General features: G+C 65.6%; 24 protein-coding genes. 18 read left to right on the top strand and 6 right to left on the bottom strand.

Annotation, left to right across the window (positions count from 1 at the left end; genetic code table 11):
* Positions 1-4 precede the first annotated feature (4 nt).
* From LQV39_RS22295 to LQV39_RS22285, 3 genes are read right to left on the bottom strand one after another with little or no spacing between them, the layout of a single operon-like run.
* The gene (locus tag LQV39_RS22295) at positions 5-541 is read right to left on the bottom strand and encodes an ankyrin repeat domain-containing protein (protein WP_230029379.1); all 537 of its coding nucleotides are present in this window, start codon (positions 539-541) and stop codon (positions 5-7) included.
* A gap of 31 nt (positions 542-572) precedes the next feature.
* Positions 573-1,139: a gamma-glutamylcyclotransferase gene (locus tag LQV39_RS22290; protein ID WP_230029378.1), complete on the bottom strand. Its 567-nt coding sequence runs from the start codon at positions 1,137-1,139 to the stop codon at positions 573-575.
* The gene (locus LQV39_RS22285; protein WP_230029377.1) at positions 1,129-2,058 is read right to left on the bottom strand and encodes a LysR family transcriptional regulator; all 930 of its coding nucleotides are present in this window, start codon (positions 2,056-2,058) and stop codon (positions 1,129-1,131) included. The genes LQV39_RS22290 and LQV39_RS22285 overlap by 11 nt, the downstream gene beginning before the upstream one ends.
* 92 nt (positions 2,059-2,150) lie before the next feature.
* Between LQV39_RS22285 and LQV39_RS22280 the strand changes: the two genes are divergently transcribed.
* Together LQV39_RS22280 and maiA (LQV39_RS22275) are read left to right on the top strand one after the other, a co-directional pair.
* Complete coding sequence (locus tag LQV39_RS22280) at positions 2,151-3,176, top strand: fumarylacetoacetate hydrolase family protein (protein ID WP_230029376.1); 1,026 nt, start codon at positions 2,151-2,153, stop codon at positions 3,174-3,176.
* Positions 3,173-3,817 carry a maleylacetoacetate isomerase gene (gene maiA / locus LQV39_RS22275; RefSeq protein ID WP_230029375.1) on the top strand — a complete coding sequence of 215 codons (645 nt, stop codon included), beginning with the start codon at positions 3,173-3,175 and terminating at the stop codon, positions 3,815-3,817. The genes LQV39_RS22280 and maiA (LQV39_RS22275) overlap by 4 nt, the downstream gene beginning before the upstream one ends.
* 25 nt (positions 3,818-3,842) lie before the next feature.
* Here the strand turns inward: maiA (LQV39_RS22275) and LQV39_RS22270 are convergent, their stop codons facing one another.
* Positions 3,843-4,301 (bottom strand): CBS domain-containing protein, encoded by a 459-nt coding sequence (locus tag LQV39_RS22270; RefSeq protein ID WP_230029374.1) that lies wholly within the window; start codon positions 4,299-4,301, stop codon positions 3,843-3,845.
* Between the two features lie 164 nt (positions 4,302-4,465).
* Between LQV39_RS22270 and LQV39_RS22265 the strand changes: the two genes are divergently transcribed.
* From LQV39_RS22265 to LQV39_RS22210, 12 genes are all read left to right on the top strand, one after another.
* Positions 4,466-5,233, top strand: coding sequence for a uracil-DNA glycosylase (locus tag LQV39_RS22265; RefSeq protein WP_230029460.1), 768 nt, complete (start codon positions 4,466-4,468; stop codon positions 5,231-5,233).
* A 318-nt stretch (positions 5,234-5,551) separates the two neighbouring features.
* A complete protein-coding gene (iscR, locus tag LQV39_RS22260; protein ID WP_230029373.1) occupies positions 5,552-6,067 on the top strand; it encodes a Fe-S cluster assembly transcriptional regulator IscR in 516 nt (171 codons plus the stop codon).
* Complete coding sequence (locus LQV39_RS22255; RefSeq protein ID WP_230029372.1) at positions 6,067-7,323, top strand: IscS subfamily cysteine desulfurase; 1,257 nt, start codon at positions 6,067-6,069, stop codon at positions 7,321-7,323. The genes iscR and LQV39_RS22255 overlap by 1 nt, the downstream gene beginning before the upstream one ends.
* A gap of 24 nt (positions 7,324-7,347) precedes the next feature.
* Positions 7,348-7,746, top strand: coding sequence for a Fe-S cluster assembly scaffold IscU (iscU, locus tag LQV39_RS22250; protein WP_036168742.1), 399 nt, complete (start codon positions 7,348-7,350; stop codon positions 7,744-7,746).
* A gap of 128 nt (positions 7,747-7,874) precedes the next feature.
* A complete protein-coding gene (gene iscA / locus LQV39_RS22245) occupies positions 7,875-8,198 on the top strand; it encodes an iron-sulfur cluster assembly protein IscA (protein ID WP_230029371.1) in 324 nt (107 codons plus the stop codon).
* 20 nt (positions 8,199-8,218) lie between these two features.
* The gene (gene hscB, locus LQV39_RS22240) at positions 8,219-8,734 is read left to right on the top strand and encodes a Fe-S protein assembly co-chaperone HscB (RefSeq protein ID WP_230029370.1); all 516 of its coding nucleotides are present in this window, start codon (positions 8,219-8,221) and stop codon (positions 8,732-8,734) included.
* Between the two features lie 105 nt (positions 8,735-8,839).
* Entirely contained in the window at positions 8,840-10,729 is a 1,890-nt protein-coding gene (gene hscA / locus LQV39_RS22235) for a Fe-S protein assembly chaperone HscA (RefSeq protein WP_230029369.1), read from the top strand.
* 133 nt (positions 10,730-10,862) lie between these two features.
* Positions 10,863-11,201 (top strand): ISC system 2Fe-2S type ferredoxin, encoded by a 339-nt coding sequence (gene fdx / locus LQV39_RS22230; protein WP_230029368.1) that lies wholly within the window; start codon positions 10,863-10,865, stop codon positions 11,199-11,201.
* Between the two features lie 17 nt (positions 11,202-11,218).
* The gene (iscX, locus tag LQV39_RS22225; RefSeq protein WP_230029367.1) at positions 11,219-11,413 is read left to right on the top strand and encodes a Fe-S cluster assembly protein IscX; all 195 of its coding nucleotides are present in this window, start codon (positions 11,219-11,221) and stop codon (positions 11,411-11,413) included.
* Positions 11,400-12,293, top strand: a complete 894-nt coding sequence (locus LQV39_RS22220) for an SAM-dependent methyltransferase (RefSeq protein WP_230029366.1) — start codon at positions 11,400-11,402, stop codon at positions 12,291-12,293. Before iscX ends, LQV39_RS22220 begins: the two co-directional genes overlap by 14 nt.
* Positions 12,294-12,314: 21 nt before the next feature.
* Positions 12,315-13,337 carry a low-specificity L-threonine aldolase gene (gene ltaE / locus LQV39_RS22215; RefSeq protein ID WP_230029365.1) on the top strand — a complete coding sequence of 341 codons (1,023 nt, stop codon included), beginning with the start codon at positions 12,315-12,317 and terminating at the stop codon, positions 13,335-13,337.
* The gene (locus LQV39_RS22210; protein ID WP_230029364.1) at positions 13,334-14,035 is read left to right on the top strand and encodes an RNA pseudouridine synthase; all 702 of its coding nucleotides are present in this window, start codon (positions 13,334-13,336) and stop codon (positions 14,033-14,035) included. Before ltaE ends, LQV39_RS22210 begins: the two co-directional genes overlap by 4 nt.
* Before the next feature lie 20 nt (positions 14,036-14,055).
* On the opposite strand, the gene LQV39_RS22205 is transcribed toward LQV39_RS22210, so the two are convergent.
* Positions 14,056-14,520, bottom strand: a complete 465-nt coding sequence (locus tag LQV39_RS22205; protein ID WP_230029363.1) for a MarR family winged helix-turn-helix transcriptional regulator — start codon at positions 14,518-14,520, stop codon at positions 14,056-14,058.
* Between the two features lie 130 nt (positions 14,521-14,650).
* Between LQV39_RS22205 and maiA (LQV39_RS22200) the strand changes: the two genes are divergently transcribed.
* From maiA (LQV39_RS22200) to LQV39_RS22185, 4 genes are read left to right on the top strand one after another with little or no spacing between them, the layout of a single operon-like run.
* A complete protein-coding gene (maiA, locus tag LQV39_RS22200) occupies positions 14,651-15,286 on the top strand; it encodes a maleylacetoacetate isomerase (RefSeq protein ID WP_230029362.1) in 636 nt (211 codons plus the stop codon).
* Positions 15,287-15,303: 17 nt separating this feature from the next.
* On the top strand, positions 15,304-16,326 hold the full coding sequence (locus LQV39_RS22195) for an alpha/beta fold hydrolase (RefSeq protein WP_230029361.1): 1,023 nt from the start codon (positions 15,304-15,306) through the stop codon (positions 16,324-16,326).
* A 10-nt stretch (positions 16,327-16,336) separates the two neighbouring features.
* The gene (locus LQV39_RS22190) at positions 16,337-17,047 is read left to right on the top strand and encodes a cytochrome c biogenesis CcdA family protein (protein WP_230029360.1); all 711 of its coding nucleotides are present in this window, start codon (positions 16,337-16,339) and stop codon (positions 17,045-17,047) included.
* 1 nt (position 17,048) lies between these two features.
* Positions 17,049-17,540 carry a redoxin domain-containing protein gene (locus LQV39_RS22185; protein ID WP_230029359.1) on the top strand — a complete coding sequence of 164 codons (492 nt, stop codon included), beginning with the start codon at positions 17,049-17,051 and terminating at the stop codon, positions 17,538-17,540.
* Here the strand turns inward: LQV39_RS22185 and LQV39_RS22180 are convergent.
* Positions 17,518-18,075, bottom strand: coding sequence for an RDD family protein (locus LQV39_RS22180; RefSeq protein ID WP_230029358.1), 558 nt, complete (start codon positions 18,073-18,075; stop codon positions 17,518-17,520). The genes LQV39_RS22185 and LQV39_RS22180 overlap by 23 nt on opposite strands.
* Positions 18,076-18,156: the final 81 nt, after the last annotated feature.

Below are 18,156 nucleotides of genomic sequence, written 5' to 3'. Positions count from 1 at the left end.
CTTCTCAGCGTTCGTTCGTCACGGCTGCCAGCAGTTCCATGGTGTCCGCCGCCCCCATCTTGCGGGCGGCATCCAGCATCGAGTTGCCGTCGGCATCCAGGCGGAAGGGATCGGCGCCGCGCGCCAGCAGCAGTTGCGCGATGTCGGTGCGGTTGAACATGGCGGCGAACATCAGCGCCGTCTTGCCGTTCGGGCCGGCAGCATCCACCTGGGCGCCGTGCTCGAGCAGCAGGGTGGCGATCTGCAAATCCCCTTTGAAGGCGGCGCCGTGCAACGGAGCCTGGCCGGCGTCGTTCATGATTGCCGGATCGGCGCCATGTTCGAGCAGAACTTTCGCCGCGTCATGGTGTCCGTGGTAGCAGGCCAGCATCAAGAGACTGTCGCCGCGTTCGTTGCGCAGGTTGGGCGGCAGGCCTTGGCACAGCAGGGTAGCCAGTTCGCCGGCCTCGCCGGCGCGCGCGTAGCCGAATACGCGGCGCACGAAGGCCAGCGTGTCGTCGTCGAGGTCGCCAGCCGAGGGCGGGCGGGGCGCTTCCTGCATCCTGGTCTCCGAATCGAATCCGGAGACCAGCTTAGCGCAAGAACGCAGCCAGATGGCGCTCGATCTCGAACACGTGCGCGTCGAACTTGCCCAGTTCGCGCAAGGCCTTGGCCAGTTCCAGCAGGTATTCGCTGTTCGGGCCGCTCGGGCCGCAGGACGACGCGATCTGGCGCGCAATGTCGCGCTCGCTGGCCGGGCCCAGGTAGGCCGCGTTCTCGTGGGTGGCGATGTAGACCAGGCCCTCGGCCGCGCTGCCGTCCTCGAAATGGATGCTTGTCGCCAGGCGCAGGTAGCCGTTCTTTTCGCGGTAGTCGAGGTGGGCGAATTCCTCGGGCGTGACCAGGTAGGCCATGCCGTGGCAGACGGCATCGGTTTCCGGGACCAGGGTCACGACGCGGCCGGGCGCGGTCTCGGTGCCGCGGTGGTCGTGCGAGCCTTGCCAGAAGCGCCGGCTCCAGCCGCCGATGTGGGCAGGACGGCGCTCGAGGAAGGGGAAATCGGCCTTGAAGATCAGGGAGCCGTAGCCGAACAGCCAGACGCTGGCGTGGCTGTCGAAGCGGCCCATGGCCCGGTTGATATCGATGGTGTTATGGGACATGCCCATATTCTAGCGGCTGGCGCGGCAGTCCGCTGCCGACGTACTCGGCCAGGAAGGCAACAAAAGCCTCGGCCGCCGGTGACAGCGAACGCTGGCCGCGCGTGTAGACGAAGAAACGGCGCGTCAGTACCGGGTCCACCAGCGGCCGGCTCAAGAGGCCATAGCGCTGCACCAGCGCCGCCGCGTAGGGCATGCTGACCGTGACCCCGAGCCCGGCCGCCACCATCGCCAGCGCGGTGGTCATGAAATTGACTTCGTGTTCCGGTTTCAGGGTGGCTTCGCGCGGGGCTTCGCCCATGTCGGCCAGCAGGCGCTCGGTGAACTGGCCGCGCAGCGAGATGAAGGGATAGCCGGCCAGGTCGCCCCAGGCCAGGCGGTCGCGGCCCGCCAGCGGATGGCCGGGCGGGATCACGGCCTCGAAGGGCATATCCAATAACAGGCGCGCCTCGAGCTCAGGCGTCTCGTCGCGCTCGGGGGCGATGCCGCAGTCGACTTCGCCGGACAGCACCCGCGCGGTGACGTTCTCGACGCCGCTGTCGGCCAGGCTGACCTTGACGTCCGGGTGGCGCTCGCGCCAGGCGGCGATCGCCTGCGGCAGCAGGGTGCAGGCCATCAGCTGGGGCGCGGCGACCCGCACGATGCCCGTGCGCAGCTGCGCATGGTCGGCGACGTTGGCCAGCGCGCGGTCGAGATCGTCGATCATCTGGTTGAATAGGGGATAGAGCTCGTTACCCATATCCGTCAGGGCAATCCGGCGCGTACTGCGATCGATCACGCGGGCGCCCAGCGTTTGCTCAAGCTCCTTGATCAAACCGGACAATGCGGATTGTGTGACGTGCAGGAACTGCGCCGCAAGCGTAAAGTTACCGGTCTTGGCCACGGCGATGAAGGCGCGCATCTGGCGCAAGGTTGGATTCATCAGATAATCCGATAAATGAGGCGAAAAAAACTGTTTGTATGATAGTCCGTTTTCATTTTTAATTGGGGCATCATTCAATCGCTGAGGAATTCATGAAACTCGCCACCCTGAAAGCCGGCGGCCGCGACGGCACCCTGGTCGTCGTCAGCCGCGATCTCGTCACCTGCCAGGCTGTACCGAATATCGCGCGCACCCTGCAGGCCGCGCTGGACGACTGGGACCGCATCGCGCCGCAGCTGCAGCAGGTGTACGAACAGCTGAACCAGGGCCTGGCCCAGGACGCCGACTCCTTCCTGGAAGAAGAGTGCGCCTCGCCGCTGCCGCGCGCCTACCAGTGGGCCGATGGCTCGGCCTACATCAACCACGTCGAGCTGGTCCGTAAAGCGCGCGGCGCCCAGGTGCCGCCGTCCTTCTACCAGGATCCGCTGATGTACCAGGGCGGCTCGGATTCCTTCGTCGGCCCGCGCGACCCGATCGCGGTGCTGTCCGAGGACTGGGGCGTCGATCTCGAAGCGGAAGTGGCGGTCGTCACCGGCGACGTGCCCATGGGCGCGAGCCCCGAGCAGGCGGCGCAGGCGATCCGCCTGGTGATGCTGGTGAACGATGTCTCGCTGCGCAACCTGATCCCGAAGGAGCTGGAAAAGGGTTTTGGTTTCTTCCAGTCGAAGCCGGCCAGCGCCTTTTCTCCGGTGGCGGTGACGCCGGACGAGCTGGGCGATGCCTGGCGCGACAGCAAGCTGTGCCTGCCGCTGCAGGTCACGCTCAACGACGCGCCCTTCGGCCGGCCCAACGCCGGTGACGACATGACCTTCAGCTTCGCCCAGCTGGTCGCGCACGCCGCCAGGACGCGCGAGCTGGCGGCCGGCAGCATCATCGGCTCGGGCACGGTATCGAACAAGCAGGGCGGCCTGCACGGCTCGAGCATCGCCAACGGCGGCGTCGGCTACTGCTGCCTGGCCGAAGTGCGGATGTACGAGACCATCGAGCAGGGCGCGCCGCAGACCTCCTTCCTGCGCTACGGCGATACGGTCCGCATCGAGATGCTGGATGCCAGTGGCGCGAGCATCTTCGGGACCATCGATCAGGAAGTGGTCCACTACCACGGGGCGCAGAAATGAAGCTCTATACCTATTTCCGCAGCTCGGCCGCCTACCGCGTCCGCATCGCGCTGAACCTGAAGGGTTTGACGTATGAGGCGGTGCCGGTGCACCTGCTGCGCGGCGGCGGCGAGCAATTACAGGAATCCTACCGCGCGATCAATCCGAGCGGCCTGGTTCCAAGCTTCGAGGACGCCGGCATGACGCTGACGCAGTCGGTCGCCATTCTCGAGTACCTGGAAGAAGCCTACCCGAAAACGCCGATCATGCCGGCGGACGCCATCGGGCGCGCCCGCGTGCGCGAGCTGGCGCAGATCATCGCCTGCGACATCCACCCGGTGAACAACCTGCGCGTGCTGCGTTACCTGGTGCGCGATCTGGGACTGTCGGAAGAGCAGAAGACCGAGTGGTACCGCCACTGGCTGGTCGGCGGCCTGGAGGCGCTGGAGCAGCACCTGGCGCGCGACCCCGCCGGCGGCGCGTTCTGCCACGGCGACACGCCGACCATCGCCGACTGCTGCCTGGTGCCGCAGGTTTTCAATGCGCAGCGCAATGGCATCGATATCGCCGTCTATCCGGCGATTGCGCGCATCAACGCGGCCTGCATCGCGATGCCGGCCTTCGTCGCGGCGCATCCTTCGAACCAGCCGGACGCCGAGTAATCTGCGCCCGGGCTGGCTGGCGTGATCAGTGACGGGTCTGCGAGCCGATCATCGAGCGGTCCGGCTCCGACGGCGTCGACACCTCTTCGAGCGCGTGGTCGATGCCGGCCGAGTGCTTGGTCGCCATGTCGCCCATCGAGACGATGCCGACCACTTCCTGCGACTGCTCGTCGACGACCGGCACGCGGCGGATCTGCACGTCGCCCATCTGGCCCAGCACCTCGTCGACGGTCTGGTTGGGCGAGCAGGTGCGCACGTCGGTGCTCATCACGTCGCCGACGCGGGTGCTGCCCGGGGCCTGGCCGGCGGCGGTGGCGCGCACGGTGATGTCGCGGTCGGTGATCATGCCGACCAGCTTCTGGCCATCGAGCACGGGGATGGAGCCGACGTTCAGCTCATCCATCATCTGGGCGGCGCGCTGTATCGTTTCCTGCGGCGAGATGCTTTGCACGTCGCGGGTCATCACATCCTGGATCGTTTGCATGAGGGTCTCCTGTCGGTTGCAAGATGCGGCTGATGATGCACCGATTCGCGAAAGCCGGACGCCAGTTTGACGCGCGGAACAGTCCGCAAAAAAAGCCCGTGCGCGGCCTTGCGGACGGCCCGGTCGGCTACAATCTGCGTCCTTTTCAGCTTGCCATTCCAGCCATGCCGAATACCTCGATCCCCGCTCCCATCCTCGATGCCCTGGACCTGGCCGATGCCTCCTGGCGGCCGCATCTGGAAGCCGGCCTGCGCGCCATGATGGAGGCCGACCCGGCCTACCTGCCGGCGCTGGCCGTCGACGATTACCTGCCGAACGGCGGGCGCCTGTTCGCGGCGTTTTCCTTGCCGCTGCAACAGGTCCGCTACGTGCTGGTGGGGGAGGGGCCGTATCCGCGCCCGGAAAGCGCGACCGGCGTGTGCTTCATGGACGGCGCGGTGGGCGATTTGTGGTCGGACACGGGCCTGTCGAAGCCGGTCAACCGCGCGACCTCGCTGCGCAACTTCATGAAGATGCTGCTGGTGGCCGACGGCCGATTGAACGTAGCCGATACCGGCGGCGCGGCCATGGCGCCGATCGCCAGGGCGGCGCGCGAAGGCGCATTCATCCAGACCCTGCCGGCGCTGCAGGACAAGCTCATCGCGCAAGGCTTCCTGCTGTTGAACGCCTCGCTGGTATTCCGCAAGCACGTTGCCCCGGTAGTCGACGCCCGCGCCTGGCTACCCTTCCAGCGCGACATCTTCGCGGCCCTGGGGGAGTGCAAGGAAAAGCCGACCCTGGTCCTGTGGGGCAAGATCGCCGAACAACTGAAAAAAGTCCCCGAAACCGACGGCTTCCCGCAAATCCACGCAGAACACCCCTACAACCTCAGCTTCATCGGCCACCAGGGCATGCACAAACTCTTCGGCCCGATGCAACTGCTGCAACCCTAAATTCGGGGTCAGACCACTTTTTTGATCAATTGATCCTCGGAAGCATGTCATGAACAGCTGGCATGGCGGCAGAGGGAAGACAGGTGATGGGCAGGGCGAAACTTGTGCAGCGGCTATTGCACAAAAAAGTGCTCTGACCCCGAATTTGGAGAGCTGGCCACTTTTGGGGCCTCCAAGACAAACCCCGTCGGATGCGCTATACTTGACTAATTCAATCAACTAATCAGGTTTTAGTTCTTGCTCATGCAGGAAATGCACTTGAAGACGTTGAAGAGAAGCAAGATTTTACCACTGTCTGGAAACCAACCCGGGGTTGTGATGCGTCTGACCACCAAAGGCCGTTTTGCTGTTACTGCGATGATCGATCTTGCCCTGCGCCAGGGCAAGGGTCCCGTCACGCTGTCGGGCATCAGCCAGCGCCAGGCCATTTCGCTGTCCTATCTGGAGCAACTGTTCGGCAAGCTGCGCCGGCACGAGATCGTCGAATCGGTGCGTGGCCCGGGTGGCGGTTACAGCCTGGCGCGCAGCGCCGACAAGGTGACTGTGGCCGACATCATCATCGCCGTCGATGAGCCGCTCGACGCCACCCAGTGCGGCGGCAAGGAAAACTGCCACGGCGCCGATGCCGCCAGCGGCACGCGCTGCATGACCCACGAGCTGTGGGCCACGCTGAACGCGAAGATGGTCGATTACCTCGATTCGGTCACCCTGCATGACCTGGTCGAGCAGCAGAAACAGAAAGAGCAGAAGGAACAGAACGTGGTGGTGATGCACCGCCACGCGCCGGCCGAGAATACCGAAGCAACGCACAGCATATTGAATGGAGTGAACTGATGAACGCGCCCCTGGACAAAAAAATCGAGCAGAGCTTCCAGACTGCACCGCACTTCCCGATCTACATGGACTACTCGGCCACCACGCCGATCGATCCGCGTGTCGCCGATGCGATGATTCCCTTCCTGCGCGAGCAGTTCGGCAATCCGGCCTCGCGCAGCCACGCCTACGGCTGGAGCGCCGAAGCCGCCGTCGAGGAAGCGCGCGCCAATGTCGCCGCCCTGGTCGGCGCCGATCCGCGCGAGATCATCTGGACCTCGGGCGCGACCGAATCGAACAACCTGGCCCTGAAGGGTGCCGCCAACTTCTATAAAACGAAGGGCAAGCACATCATCACCGTGAAGACCGAGCACAAGTCGGTGCTCGACACCGTGCGCGAGCTGGAACGCGTCGGCTTCGAGGCGACCTACCTCGAGCCGCAGGACAACGGCCTGGTCTCGCTGGAACAGCTGGAAGCGGCGATCCGCCCGGACACCATCCTGGTCTCCGTGATGCTGGTGAATAACGAGATCGGCGTGATCCAGCCGATCGCCGAAATCGGTGAGCTGTGCCGCAAGAAGGGCGTGATCTTCCACTGCGACGCCGCCCAGGCCACCGGCAAGGTCCACATCAACCTGGAAGCGCTGAAGGTCGACCTGATGACCTTCACCGCCCACAAGACCTATGGCCCGAAAGGCGTCGGCGCCCTGTACGTGCGCCGCAAGCCGCGCGTGCGCCTGGAAGCGCAGATGCACGGCGGCGGCCACGAGCGCGGCCTGCGTTCGGGCACGCTGCCGACCCACCAGATCGTGGGCATGGGCGAAGCCTTCCGCATCGCCAGGGAAGAGATGGACGCCGAGATCGCGAAAGTGAAGGCGCTGCGCGACCGCCTGGCCAAGGGCCTGATGGAGATCGAAGAGGTCTACATCAACGGCGACATGGAACACCGCGTGCCGCACAACCTGAACGTGTCCTTCAACTTCGTCGAAGGCGAATCGCTGATCATGGCGGTCAAGGACCTGGCGGTGTCGTCGGGTTCGGCCTGCACCTCGGCTTCGCTGGAGCCGTCCTACGTGCTGCGCGCACTGGGCCGCAGCGACGAACTGGCGCACAGCTCGATCCGCTTCACCATCGGCCGCTTCACCACCGAGGAAGACATCGACTTCGCGATCAACCTACTGAAATCGAAAGTCGGCAAGCTGCGCGAACTGTCGCCGCTGTGGGAAATGCACAAGGACGGGATCGACCTGAATTCGATCCAATGGGCCGCACACTAATTTACGAATTCTAGGAGAACCACCATGGCATATTCCGACAAAGTCCTCGACCACTACGAAAACCCGCGCAACGTCGGCTCGTTCGACAAGAACTCCGACGACGTCGGCACCGGCATGGTCGGCGCCCCGGCCTGCGGCGACGTGATGAAGCTGCAGATCAAGGTGAACGAAGCCGGCGTGATCGAAGACGCGAAATTCAAGACCTACGGCTGCGGCTCGGCGATCGCTTCGAGCTCGCTGGTGACCGAATGGGTGAAGGGCAAGTCGCTGGACGAAGCGCTGTCCATCAAGAACACCCAGATCGCCGAAGAACTGGCGCTGCCGCCGGTGAAGATCCACTGCTCGATCCTGGCAGAGGATGCGATCAAGGCGGCTGTGGCCGATTACAAGCACAAGCACGCAGCCGAAGAAAAAGCCGCGTAATTCGTAGGGTGGGCTCCCCGAGCCCACGCACAACGTTCGCGTCATATCGGGCGTCGCGCGTGGGCACAGGGTGCCCACCCTACGATGTAGCAAACCGTAGCAACCGAAACAGCTGGAGAGAACTGAACATGGCAATCACCCTGACCGAAAAAGCCGCGCGTCACATCACCCGCTACCTCGAACGCCGGGGCAAGGGTGTCGGCTTGCGTTTCGGTGTGCGCACGACCGGCTGCTCCGGCCTGGCCTACAAGCTGGAGTACGTCGACGAGCCGGCGGCTGAAGACAATATCTTCGAGTCGCACGGCGTGAAGGTCTTCGTCGACCCGAAGAGCCTCGCCTACATCGACGGCACCGAGCTGGACTTCGCGCGCGAAGGCCTGAACGAAGGCTTCCGCTTCAATAACCCGAACGTCAAGGACAACTGCGGCTGCGGCGAATCCTTCCGCATCTGACGCTCAGTAAAGCCGGTACGATGCAGAATCACTTCGAGCTGTTCCAGCTGCCCGCCCAATTCGACGTCGACCAGGACGCGCTGGACGCAGCCTATCGCGAAGTCCAGGGCCGCGTGCACCCGGACCGCTTCGTCAACGCCAGCGACGCCGAAAAGCGCGTCGCGATGCAGTGGGCGACCCGCGCCAACGAGGCTTACCAGACCCTGCGCAACCCGATGCTGCGCGCGCGCTACCTGTGCGAGCTGAATGGCGTCGATCTGCAGACCGAGTCCAACACGGCGATGCCGATGGACTTCCTGATGCAGCAGATGGAACTGCGCGAGGCGCTGTCCGATGCGCGCGCGTCCAAGGACGCCGAGGCGCTCGACGAGTTGGATGCGCAGGTGCGCGGCGAGAAGAAAAGCCGGCTGGCGCAGGTCGGCAAGTTGCTCGACGCCGGCGATTTCACCCAGGCGGCGCAGGGCGTGCGGGCGCTGATGTTCCTCGATAAGTTCGCGGACGAGCTGCACTACGCGTTCGAAGCGCTGGAAAATTGACGGCTTTGGTGGGCACGGGGTGCCCACCCTACGGGAAACGCCGCCGTTCGTAGGGTGGGCACACTGTGCCCACGCGACAATAAAAACAACCCAGGTAACACGACCATGGCACTACTGCAGATTTCCGAACCCGGCATGTCGACCGCGCCGCACCAGCACCGGCTGGCGGTGGGCATCGACCTGGGCACCACCAATTCCCTCGTCGCGACCGTCCGCTCCAGCATTCCCGAAGTGCTGAGCGACGAAGACGGCCGCGCGCTGCTGCCATCGATCGTGCGCTACCTGCCGAACGGCCACGCCAACATCGGCTACAAGGCGCAAGCCCACCGCACCACCGATCCGAAGAACACCATCGTCTCCGTCAAGCGCTTCATGGGCCGCGGCCTGAAGGACATCGCGCACGCCGAGAACATGCCCTACGATTTCGTGGACGCTCCGGGTATGGTCCAGGTCAAGACCGTCGCCGGCGTAAAGAGCCCGGTCGAAGTCTCCGCGCAAATCCTCGCGACCCTGCGCCAGACCGCGGAAGACGCCCTCGGCGACGAACTGGTCGGCGCCGTGATCACCGTGCCTGCCTACTTCGACGACGCCCAGCGCCAGGCGACCAAGGACGCTGCCCAGCTGGCCGGCCTGAACGTGCTGCGCCTGCTGTCCGAGCCGACCGCCGCCGCCATCGCCTATGGCCTCGATCACGGTAAAGAGGGCGTCTACGCGGTCTACGACCTGGGCGGCGGCACCTTCGACATCTCGATCCTGAAGTTGTCCAAAGGTGTCTTCGAGGTGCTGTCGACCGGCGGCGATTCGGCCCTGGGCGGCGACGATTTCGACCAGCGCCTGTTCTGCCACATCACCCAGCAGGCCGGCCTCGCGCCGCTGTCGGATGAGGACACTGCGACCCTGATGGTCAAGGCGCGCCAGGCCAAGGAACTGCTGTCGACCAACGAAGAGACGACGGTCGAGGCGATTCTGAAGTCGGGCGAAATCGTGCAGGTGACGATTCAGGCGAAGACCTTCGCCGAGATCACGCAGCCGCTGGTCGCCAAGACCATGAACGCGGTCCGCAAGGCCATGCGCGACGCCGACGTGTCGGTCGAAGACGTCGACGGCGTGGTGCTGGTCGGCGGCGCCACCCGCATGCCGACTATCCGCCGCGCAGTGGGCGACTATTTCAAGACCATCCCGCACGCGAACATCGACCCGGACAAGGTGGTGGCGCTGGGCGCCGCGATCCAGGCGAATCTGCTGGCCGGTAACCGCGCCGCCGGCGACGACTGGCTGCTGCTGGACGTGACCCCGCTGTCGCTGGGCATTGAGACCATGGGCGGCCTGGTCGAGAAGATCATCCCGCGCAACTCGACCATTCCGTGCGCACGCGCGCAGGAGTTCACGACCTTCAAGGACGGGCAGACCGCGCTGGCGGTGCACGTCGTGCAGGGCGAGCGCGAGCTGGTGTCCGACTGCCGTTCGCTGGCGCGCTTCGAGCTGCGCGGCATCCCGCCGATGGCGGCCGGCGCGGCGCGCATCCGCGTGACCTACCAGGTCGATGCGGACGGCCTGCTGGCGGTGTCGGCGCGCGAGACGCGTTCGGGCGTCGAGGCGCACATCACCGTCAAGCCGTCCTACGGACTGGGCGACGACGAAGTCGCGCGCATGCTGCAGGATTCGTACAACTCGGCGCAGGTCGACATGGTCGCCCGTGCGCTGCGCGAAGAGCAGGTCGAGGCCGAGCGCATCCTGCTGGCCACGCAGTCGGCGCTGGATACCGACGCCGAGCTGCTGAGCGGTGAAGAACGCGCGGCCGTGGCGACGCTGGAGCAGGGCGTGCGCGACGCGCTGGCCCGTTCGAACGACGATGCGGTCGGCGTCGACGAGCGCCAGAACAAGCTGCACGACGCGGTGCAGGCGCTGGCCCACGGCACCGAGGATTTCGCGGCGCGGCGCATGGACAAGAGCGTCAGGAAGGTCCTGGCAGGGAAATCGCTGGATCAGGTGTAACGGCCACAAGCCCGTCATTCCCGCGAAGGCGGAATCCAAGTTCTGCTAGAGCTGACGAAACGCCGGCAAACTTGGATTCCCGCCTGCGCGGGAATGACGAAGCAAGAGCAAACAATATAAACGAGGTAAAGAAGTGCCACAAATCGTCATCCTCCCCCATCCCGTCTTCTGCCCCGAAGGCGCCGTGCTCGATGGCCAGACCGGCAAGTCGATCTGCGACACCCTGCTGGAAAACGACATCGAGATCGAGCACGCCTGCGACCGCGTGTGCGCCTGCACCACCTGCCACGTGATCGTGCGCGAAGGCTTCGATTCGCTGAACGAGCAGGAAGAGAAGGAAGAGGACATGCTGGACAAGGCCTGGGGCCTGGAGCCGAACTCGCGCCTGTCCTGCCAGGCCATCATCGCCGATGAAGACCTGGTCGTCGAGATCCCGAAATACACGATCAACCACGCAGCCGAGAATCACTGATCACGGAGTGTAGAACCATGAAGTGGACCGACGTCACCGCCATCGCCGAAGCACTGGTCGAGAAGTACCCGGACGTCGACCCCACAACGGTGCGCTTCGTGGACCTGCATAACTGGGTCGTCGAACTCGATGGCTTCGACGACGACCGTACACGCGGCGGCGAGCGCGTGCTGGAAGCCATACAAACGGCCTGGATAGATGAAGCAAGTTAAAAAAGACAGCGCGGGCAAGAAGCCTGCGCCGACCGTGTATGAACTCCTGCCGGAAGTGAAGCCCGGGCAGTCGATCGAACTGCTCAAGGAGCTGCACATCCTCACCCGTGAGGGAAAGCTCAATCAGGACAGCCGGCGCAAGCTGAAGCAGGTCTACCACCTGGTGCAGTTCATCGAGCCGCTCGTCAACGACGTGCTGGCGCAGCAGGGAGAACAGAAGCAGGGCGTGAGCCTGGTCGACCACGGCGCCGGCAAGTCCTACCTCGGCTTCATCCTCTACGACCTGCTCTTCAAAGGGAAGCCTGCAGGCGAGGGCGGCCACATCTACGGCATCGAGACCCGCGAAGAGCTGGTACAGAAATCGACCGAGCTGGCGGCGCGCCTGGGCTTCGAGGGCATGTCCTTCCTGAACCTGTCGGTGGCCGAGTCCACCGGTTCGGGCAAGCTGCCGCCGACCATCGACGTGGTCACCGCACTGCACGCCTGTAATACCGCGACCGACGACGCAATCGACTTCGCACTGAAGAAGAAGGCGAAGCATATCGTGCTGGTGCCTTGCTGCCAGGCCGAAGTGGCGTCCGTGCTGCGCAAGAACAAGGGCAAGGACCTGGGCCGCAGCGCGCTGACCGAGATCTGGCGCCACCCCATCCACACCCGCGAATTCGGCAGCCAGATCACCAACGTGCTGCGCTGCCTGCAGCTGGAGGCGCACGGCTACCAGGTGACGGTGACGGAACTGGTGGGCTGGGAGCACTCGATGAAGAACGAGCTGATCGTCGCCACCTGGAAGAATCTGCCGCGCAAGCGGCCCGCCGAGCGCCTGCAGCAGGTGCTGGCCGAAGTCGGCCTGGAAGAGATGGCCGAGCGCTTTTACGTATGAAGACCGAGACTGAGTGAGACCATGAGCGAACGACACGAACACTGGATCGACCTGCGCAGCGACACCGTCACCCAACCGTCGGCTGCCATGCGCGCCGCCATGGCCGCGGCCCCCGTCGGCGACGACGTGTATGCCGATGACCCGACCGTCAACCGCCTGCAGGACTATGCGGCCGAGCTGTTCGGCTTCGAGGCCGGCCTGTTCGCACCCTCGGGCACCCAGACCAACCTGATCGCGCTGCTGGGCCACTGCGGCCGCGGCGACGAATACCTGGTCGGCCAGGAAGCGCACACCTACAAGTACGAAGGCGGCGGCGCCGCGGTGCTGGGCAGCATCCAGCCGCAGCCGATCGCCAACCAGGCGGACGGCAGCATTCTACTTTCCGACATCGCGGCCTATATCAAGCCGGACGACATGCACTTCGCGCGCACGCGCCTGTTAGCCCTGGAAAATACCATCGGCGGCCGCGTGCTGCCGCAGGATTACGTGCTCGCCGCGACGAAGCTGGCGCATGACAAGGGCCTGGCGACCCACCTCGACGGCGCGCGCGTCTGCAACGCCGCCGTCAAGAACGGCATCAGCCTGCGCGCGCAGGTGGCCGGCTTCGACACCGTCTCGGTCTGCCTGTCGAAAGGCCTGGGCGCGCCGGTCGGTTCCGTGCTGCTCGGCCCCAAGGCCTTCATCGAGCAGGGCAAGCGCTGGCGCAAGATGCTGGGCGGCGGCATGCGCCAGGCCGGCGTGATCGCCGCGGCGGCCCAGTACGCGCTGGAGAACAACGTCGAGCGCCTGGCGGAAGACCATCAAAATGCGGCTGACCTCTCCAGCGGCCTGGCCCAGATCGAACAGCTCAGCGTGACCGCGCCGCAGACCAACATCTTCTATGTCGAAATCCCGGAGGCGTCCGTGGCCGCGCTGCGCGAGCACCTGGCCAGACACGGCATCCGCGCTTCGATCGGCGCCCACACCCGCCTGGTGACCCACCTGGACGTGAGCCGCGACGACGTGCAGAAGACCATCGCCGCCTTCAAGGATTTCTTCAAGTGAGCGACGACGGTATTCGCCTGGCCAAGCGCGTGGCCGACATCGCGGCGTGTTCGCGCGCTGAGGCCGAGCGCTACATCGCCGGCGGCTGGGTCAGCGTCGATGGCGAAGTCGTCGACGAGCCGGCCACGCGCGTGCTGCCTGCACAGCAGGTCGCGCTGCTCCCCGGCGCCACGGCCGAGGAACCGCAGCCGGTCACCATCCTGCTGCACAAGCCGGCCGGCCTGCACGGCAAGGCGGCGCTCGACTCGCTGCAAGCCGACACGCTGTTCCAGACCGGGCACGGCCAGCGCTTCCTCAAGCGCCACCTGAGCAGGCTGACGCCGGCGATGCCGCTGGAAGTCATGGCCAGCGGCCTGGTGGTGTTCAGCCAGGACTGGCGCGTGGTGCGCAAGCTTACGCAGGACAGCGACCGTATCGAGCAGGAATACGTGGCCGAGGTCTCGGGCGCGATCGCCGAGGATGGTCTCGCGCGCCTGAACGCGGGCGGTACCCCCAAGGCCCCGATCAAGGCCAGCTGGCAGAGCGAGGCGCGGCTGCGCTTCGCCGGCAAGGGCATCGTGCCCGGCCAGATCGAAGCCCTGTGCGCCAAGGTGGGCTTGCAAGTGACCGGCCTGCGCCGCCTGCGCATCGGCCGTGTCGCACTGAGCGGCCTGCCGGCAGGGCAGTGGCGCTACCTGCGCGATATCGAGAAGTTCTGAGCGCGCGTTTCTGAGGATCCTCAGTCCGAACCGGCAGCCTTGATCAGGTTGTCGCGCAGCCGCGCAATCGCCTTCTGCAGCACCGGGAACTCTTCGGGCGTCAGGCCCGAAGCCTCCACTGTGATCTTCCCGAATCCCAATCCCTTTTCGCGCAGCGCCCGCCCGGCCTCGGTCAGGGAGATGCGCACGTTGCGCTCGTCCCTGGCGTCGCGCGCGCGGGTCAGGTAGCCCATCGCTTCCAGGCGCTTGAGCATGGGCGTGACCGTGCTCGGTTCCAGGAACAGTTTGTCGCTCAGGCTCTTCACCGTCTGGCCATCTTCCTCCCACAGCGCGATGATGGTCAGGTACTGGGTATAGGTCAGGCCGAGCTGGTCCAGCACCGGCTTGTAGACCCGCGAATAGGCCAGGTTGGTCGAATACACCGCAAAACACATGAAATCGGCCATCCGGGCCGCCTTGGCGCTGCTGTCGTTCTGCTCTGCCATCATCCCTCCGTAAAAATACTTATCGCAATAATCGTTATCGTACTTGAAAAGGCCAAAAAGCGGTGCTAGACTTCAGCTCAATTAGTTATCGCGATAACGATTATCTTGATAAATAAAGGAGAAGCGAAGCATGAAGCTCTACGACAACGAGATCTCATCGGCGGCATCCCGGGTGCGCATCGCGCTGGTCCTGAAGGGCGTGACTGCCGAACGTATCCCGGTTGCCATCCTCGGCGCCAAGGCCGAGCAGCGCAGCGCCGGCTACCTGTCCGTGAATCCGCAAGGTCTGGTGCCGGCCCTGCTGACGGACGAGGGCGAATGGCTGACCCAGTCGCTGGCCATCGTCGAATACCTCGACGAGCGCTATCCCGAACCGCCGCTGCTGCCGCGTGAGCCGGCGGCCCGTGCCCAGGTACGGGCGATCGCGCTGGCGGTGGCTGCCGAGATCCATTCGCTGGTGACGCCGCGCGTTGCCGGCCTGCTGCGCACGGCGCAGGGGCTGGACACGGAAGACATCGACGTCTGGAAGCGACATTGGGCAGCGGAGGGAATGGATGCGCTCGAAGCCTTGCTGGCGCGCCGTCCGGCCGGACGCCTGAGCAGCGGCGACATGCCGACCCTGGCCGACGTCTTCCTGTTCCCGCAAGCCGTGAATGCCGAACGGGCAGGGCTGGCGCTGGCGCGCTGGCCGCACATCGCCGCCATCGTCGACGCCCTGCGCGCCATCCCGGCCTTTGCCGGCAACGCACCCGCCATCCCCCGCTAACCGAAACGGAGTCCGCCATGCTCGAATCCTTCAACACCTTCCGCCGCCGCCTGCTCTCGCTGGGCGCCCTCGCCATCGCTCTCGCTGCAGGCCAGGCTGCCCTGCCGGGTAGCGCCCAGGCACGTGAAGGCGCCGCGCCCGCCGCTTTCGGAAAGGTCCACCAGATCAAGGCCGGCTTGCTCGACGTCGGCTACGTCGAAGTCGGGCCGGCGGACGGCAAGCCGGTGATCCTGCTGCACGGCTGGCCCTACGACATCAACAGCTTTGCCGAGGTGGCGCCGCTGCTGGCGTCCCAGGGCTACCGCGTGATCGTGCCGCACCTGCGCGGCCACGGCACGACGCGCTTCCTGTCGAATGACACGCTGCGCAACGGCCAGCAGGCGGCGGTGGCGCTCGACATCATCGCGCTGATGGATGCGCTGAAGATCGACAAGGCGGTGCTGGCCGGCTTCGACTGGGGCGCGCGCACCGCCGACATCATCGCTGCCCTGTGGCCGGAGCGCTGCAAGGCCCTGGTGTCGGTCAACGGCTACCTGATCAACAACCTCGAACGCAACCGCCTGCCGCTGGCGCCCGAGGCCGAGCGCGGCTGGTGGTACCAGTACTACTTCGCCACCGAACGCGGACGCACCGGCTACGAGGTCAACCGCCGCGCCTTCAACCGCGTGATCTGGAAAACCAACTCGCCGCGCTGGGCCTTCGACGACGCCACGTATGAACGCAGTGCCGCGTCCTTCGACAATCCCGACCACGTCGCCATCGTCATCCACAACTACCGCTGGCGGCTCGGCGTCGCGCCGGGCGAAGCGCGCTACGACGAGATTGAGCGCAAACTGGCGGCGGGACCGTCGATCGCGGTGCCGACGATTACGCTCGACGGCGATGCCGACGGCGTGACCCCGGCCACCGACGGCAAGGCCTATGCCGCGCGCTTCACCGGCAAGCGTATCCACCGCATCGTGCCTGGCGCCGGCCACAACCTGCCGCAGGAAGCGCCTCGCGCATTCGCCGACGCGGTGATCGACGCCGACCGTCTGTGAAGGAGGCGCCATGAACGCCATCGAATTCCCGCTGGCCGCGCTGGCCGGCCTGGCGACCGTCGCTTCGCCCTGCGTGCTGCCGGTGCTGCCCATCCTGCTGGGCGCCGGCGCCGGCGGGCGGGAGCGCAGCCGTCCGTTATTGATCGTGGCCGGTTTCGTCGTCTCCTTTTCCGGCTTCGCGCTCGCGCTGGGCGCGGTGTCGAGCAGCGCCCAGCTGGCGCAGGACACGCTGCGGAACCTGGCGTTGGCCCTGCTGGCGCTATCCGGCCTGCTGCGCCTGTGGCCCGAACCCTGGGACCGGCTGGTGGCCTGGTCGCGCGGCGTGCTGGAGCGGCTGCGCGGCACATCCGCAGCGGCCGTCGAACGCGAAGGGCAGGGTAGTGGTTTCGTACTCGGCCTGTCGCTGGGCGCGGTATGGACGCCCTGCGCCGGCCCGGTGCTGGCCTCGATCCTCGCGCTGGTCGTGCAGGCGCGCGAGCCGCAGCGGGCCGCCGCGCTGATCGCCTTGTATGCGCTGGGCGCCGCCATCCCGATGCTGGGCCTGATCCATGGCGGCCGCGTGGCGGCCCAGCGGGTGCGGGCGCTGGCCCGGCATGCGCTGGCCCTGCAGCGCGTGTTCGGCCTGCTGGTGATCGCCAGCGCCGCGCTCATCTGGCTGCAATACGACAGCCTGCTGGTCGCCCGTATCGCTTTTCTCTTCCCTGTCGTGAAAGGACTCTGACATGCGCTTTGCTCTCCCCATTATTGCCGCCGCGGCTTTCGTCGGCGCGCCGGCCTACGCAGCGCCCGCACCGGAATTCGCGGGCATCGATAACTGGATCAATAGCGCGCCGCTGAGCATGCAGCAGCTGCGCGGCAAGGTGGTGCTGGTCGACTTCTGGACCTTCGACTGCGTCAACTGCCTGAACGTGCTGCCCTATGTGAAAGGCTGGCACCAGAAGTACAAGGACCAGGGGCTGGTGGTGGTGGGTGTGCACACGCCCGAGTATGCGTTCGAGCGCAAGCTCGACAGCCTGCAGACGGCCGTGAAGCGCAACGGGATCGCTTTCCCGGTGGCCCAGGACAACCGCTATCTGACCTGGAGCGCGTACCAGAACCGGTTCTGGCCGGCCTTCTACCTGGTCGACAAGAAAGGAGAGCTGGTGTACAGCCACTTCGGCGAGGGCGACTATGCCCAGACCGAAGCGCAGATCAGGAAGCTGCTGGCGCAGTAGCGGCAGCGGCGCCGGCCTTCGGCAGCTGCACCAGACGGGTGCCGGCCAGGCGGTCGTGCAGGAACTGGCGGTCCTTGTCGAGGAAGGCGGTGAGGGCCCAGCCCAGGATGCCGATGGCGTAGAGGGCTGCGATCTCGCCCTTGCCGTGCAGGTCGAATAGCGTACGCACGGCAAACGCGGGCACGAACCAGCCCCAGGCCAACAGGTAGCGCAGGGCCGCTGTGCGCAGCGGCACGCGCGCGTCGGCGCCGGACACCAGGCAGAGACGCCAGGTCTTCATCGCCAGTGTGTGGCCGCTATTGGTCCAGTTATAGACGAAGTAGGCGCCGATGGTCAGGAACAGCACGGCCATCTGACCGTAATGGTAGAGCGGACCGTGGCGGTTCTGGGTGGCCAGCATGAACAGCGCCGTCGTCAGCGCGGCCACGGCCAGCAGCAGGAAGCCTTCGTACACCATCGCCAGCAGGCGGCGCTTCACGCTGGGAGTGCCGGACAACGCGGCAAGGGAAGCTGGCGAAAATGCGGTTTCCGGCATGGTCTGTTCTTACTCAGGCGTTGTTCGGACTGATGCCCCAGTTGGCCGGCACCGGTTTTTCCTGTTCGGGCGGTTTCGGCT

This window comes from Massilia sp. Bi118 (assembly GCF_918697865.1).
Taxonomy (GTDB): domain Bacteria; phylum Pseudomonadota; class Gammaproteobacteria; order Burkholderiales; family Burkholderiaceae_D; genus Telluria.
Note: the sequence above shows the minus strand (reverse complement) of the source record. Positions and strands in the feature narration are given on the sequence as shown.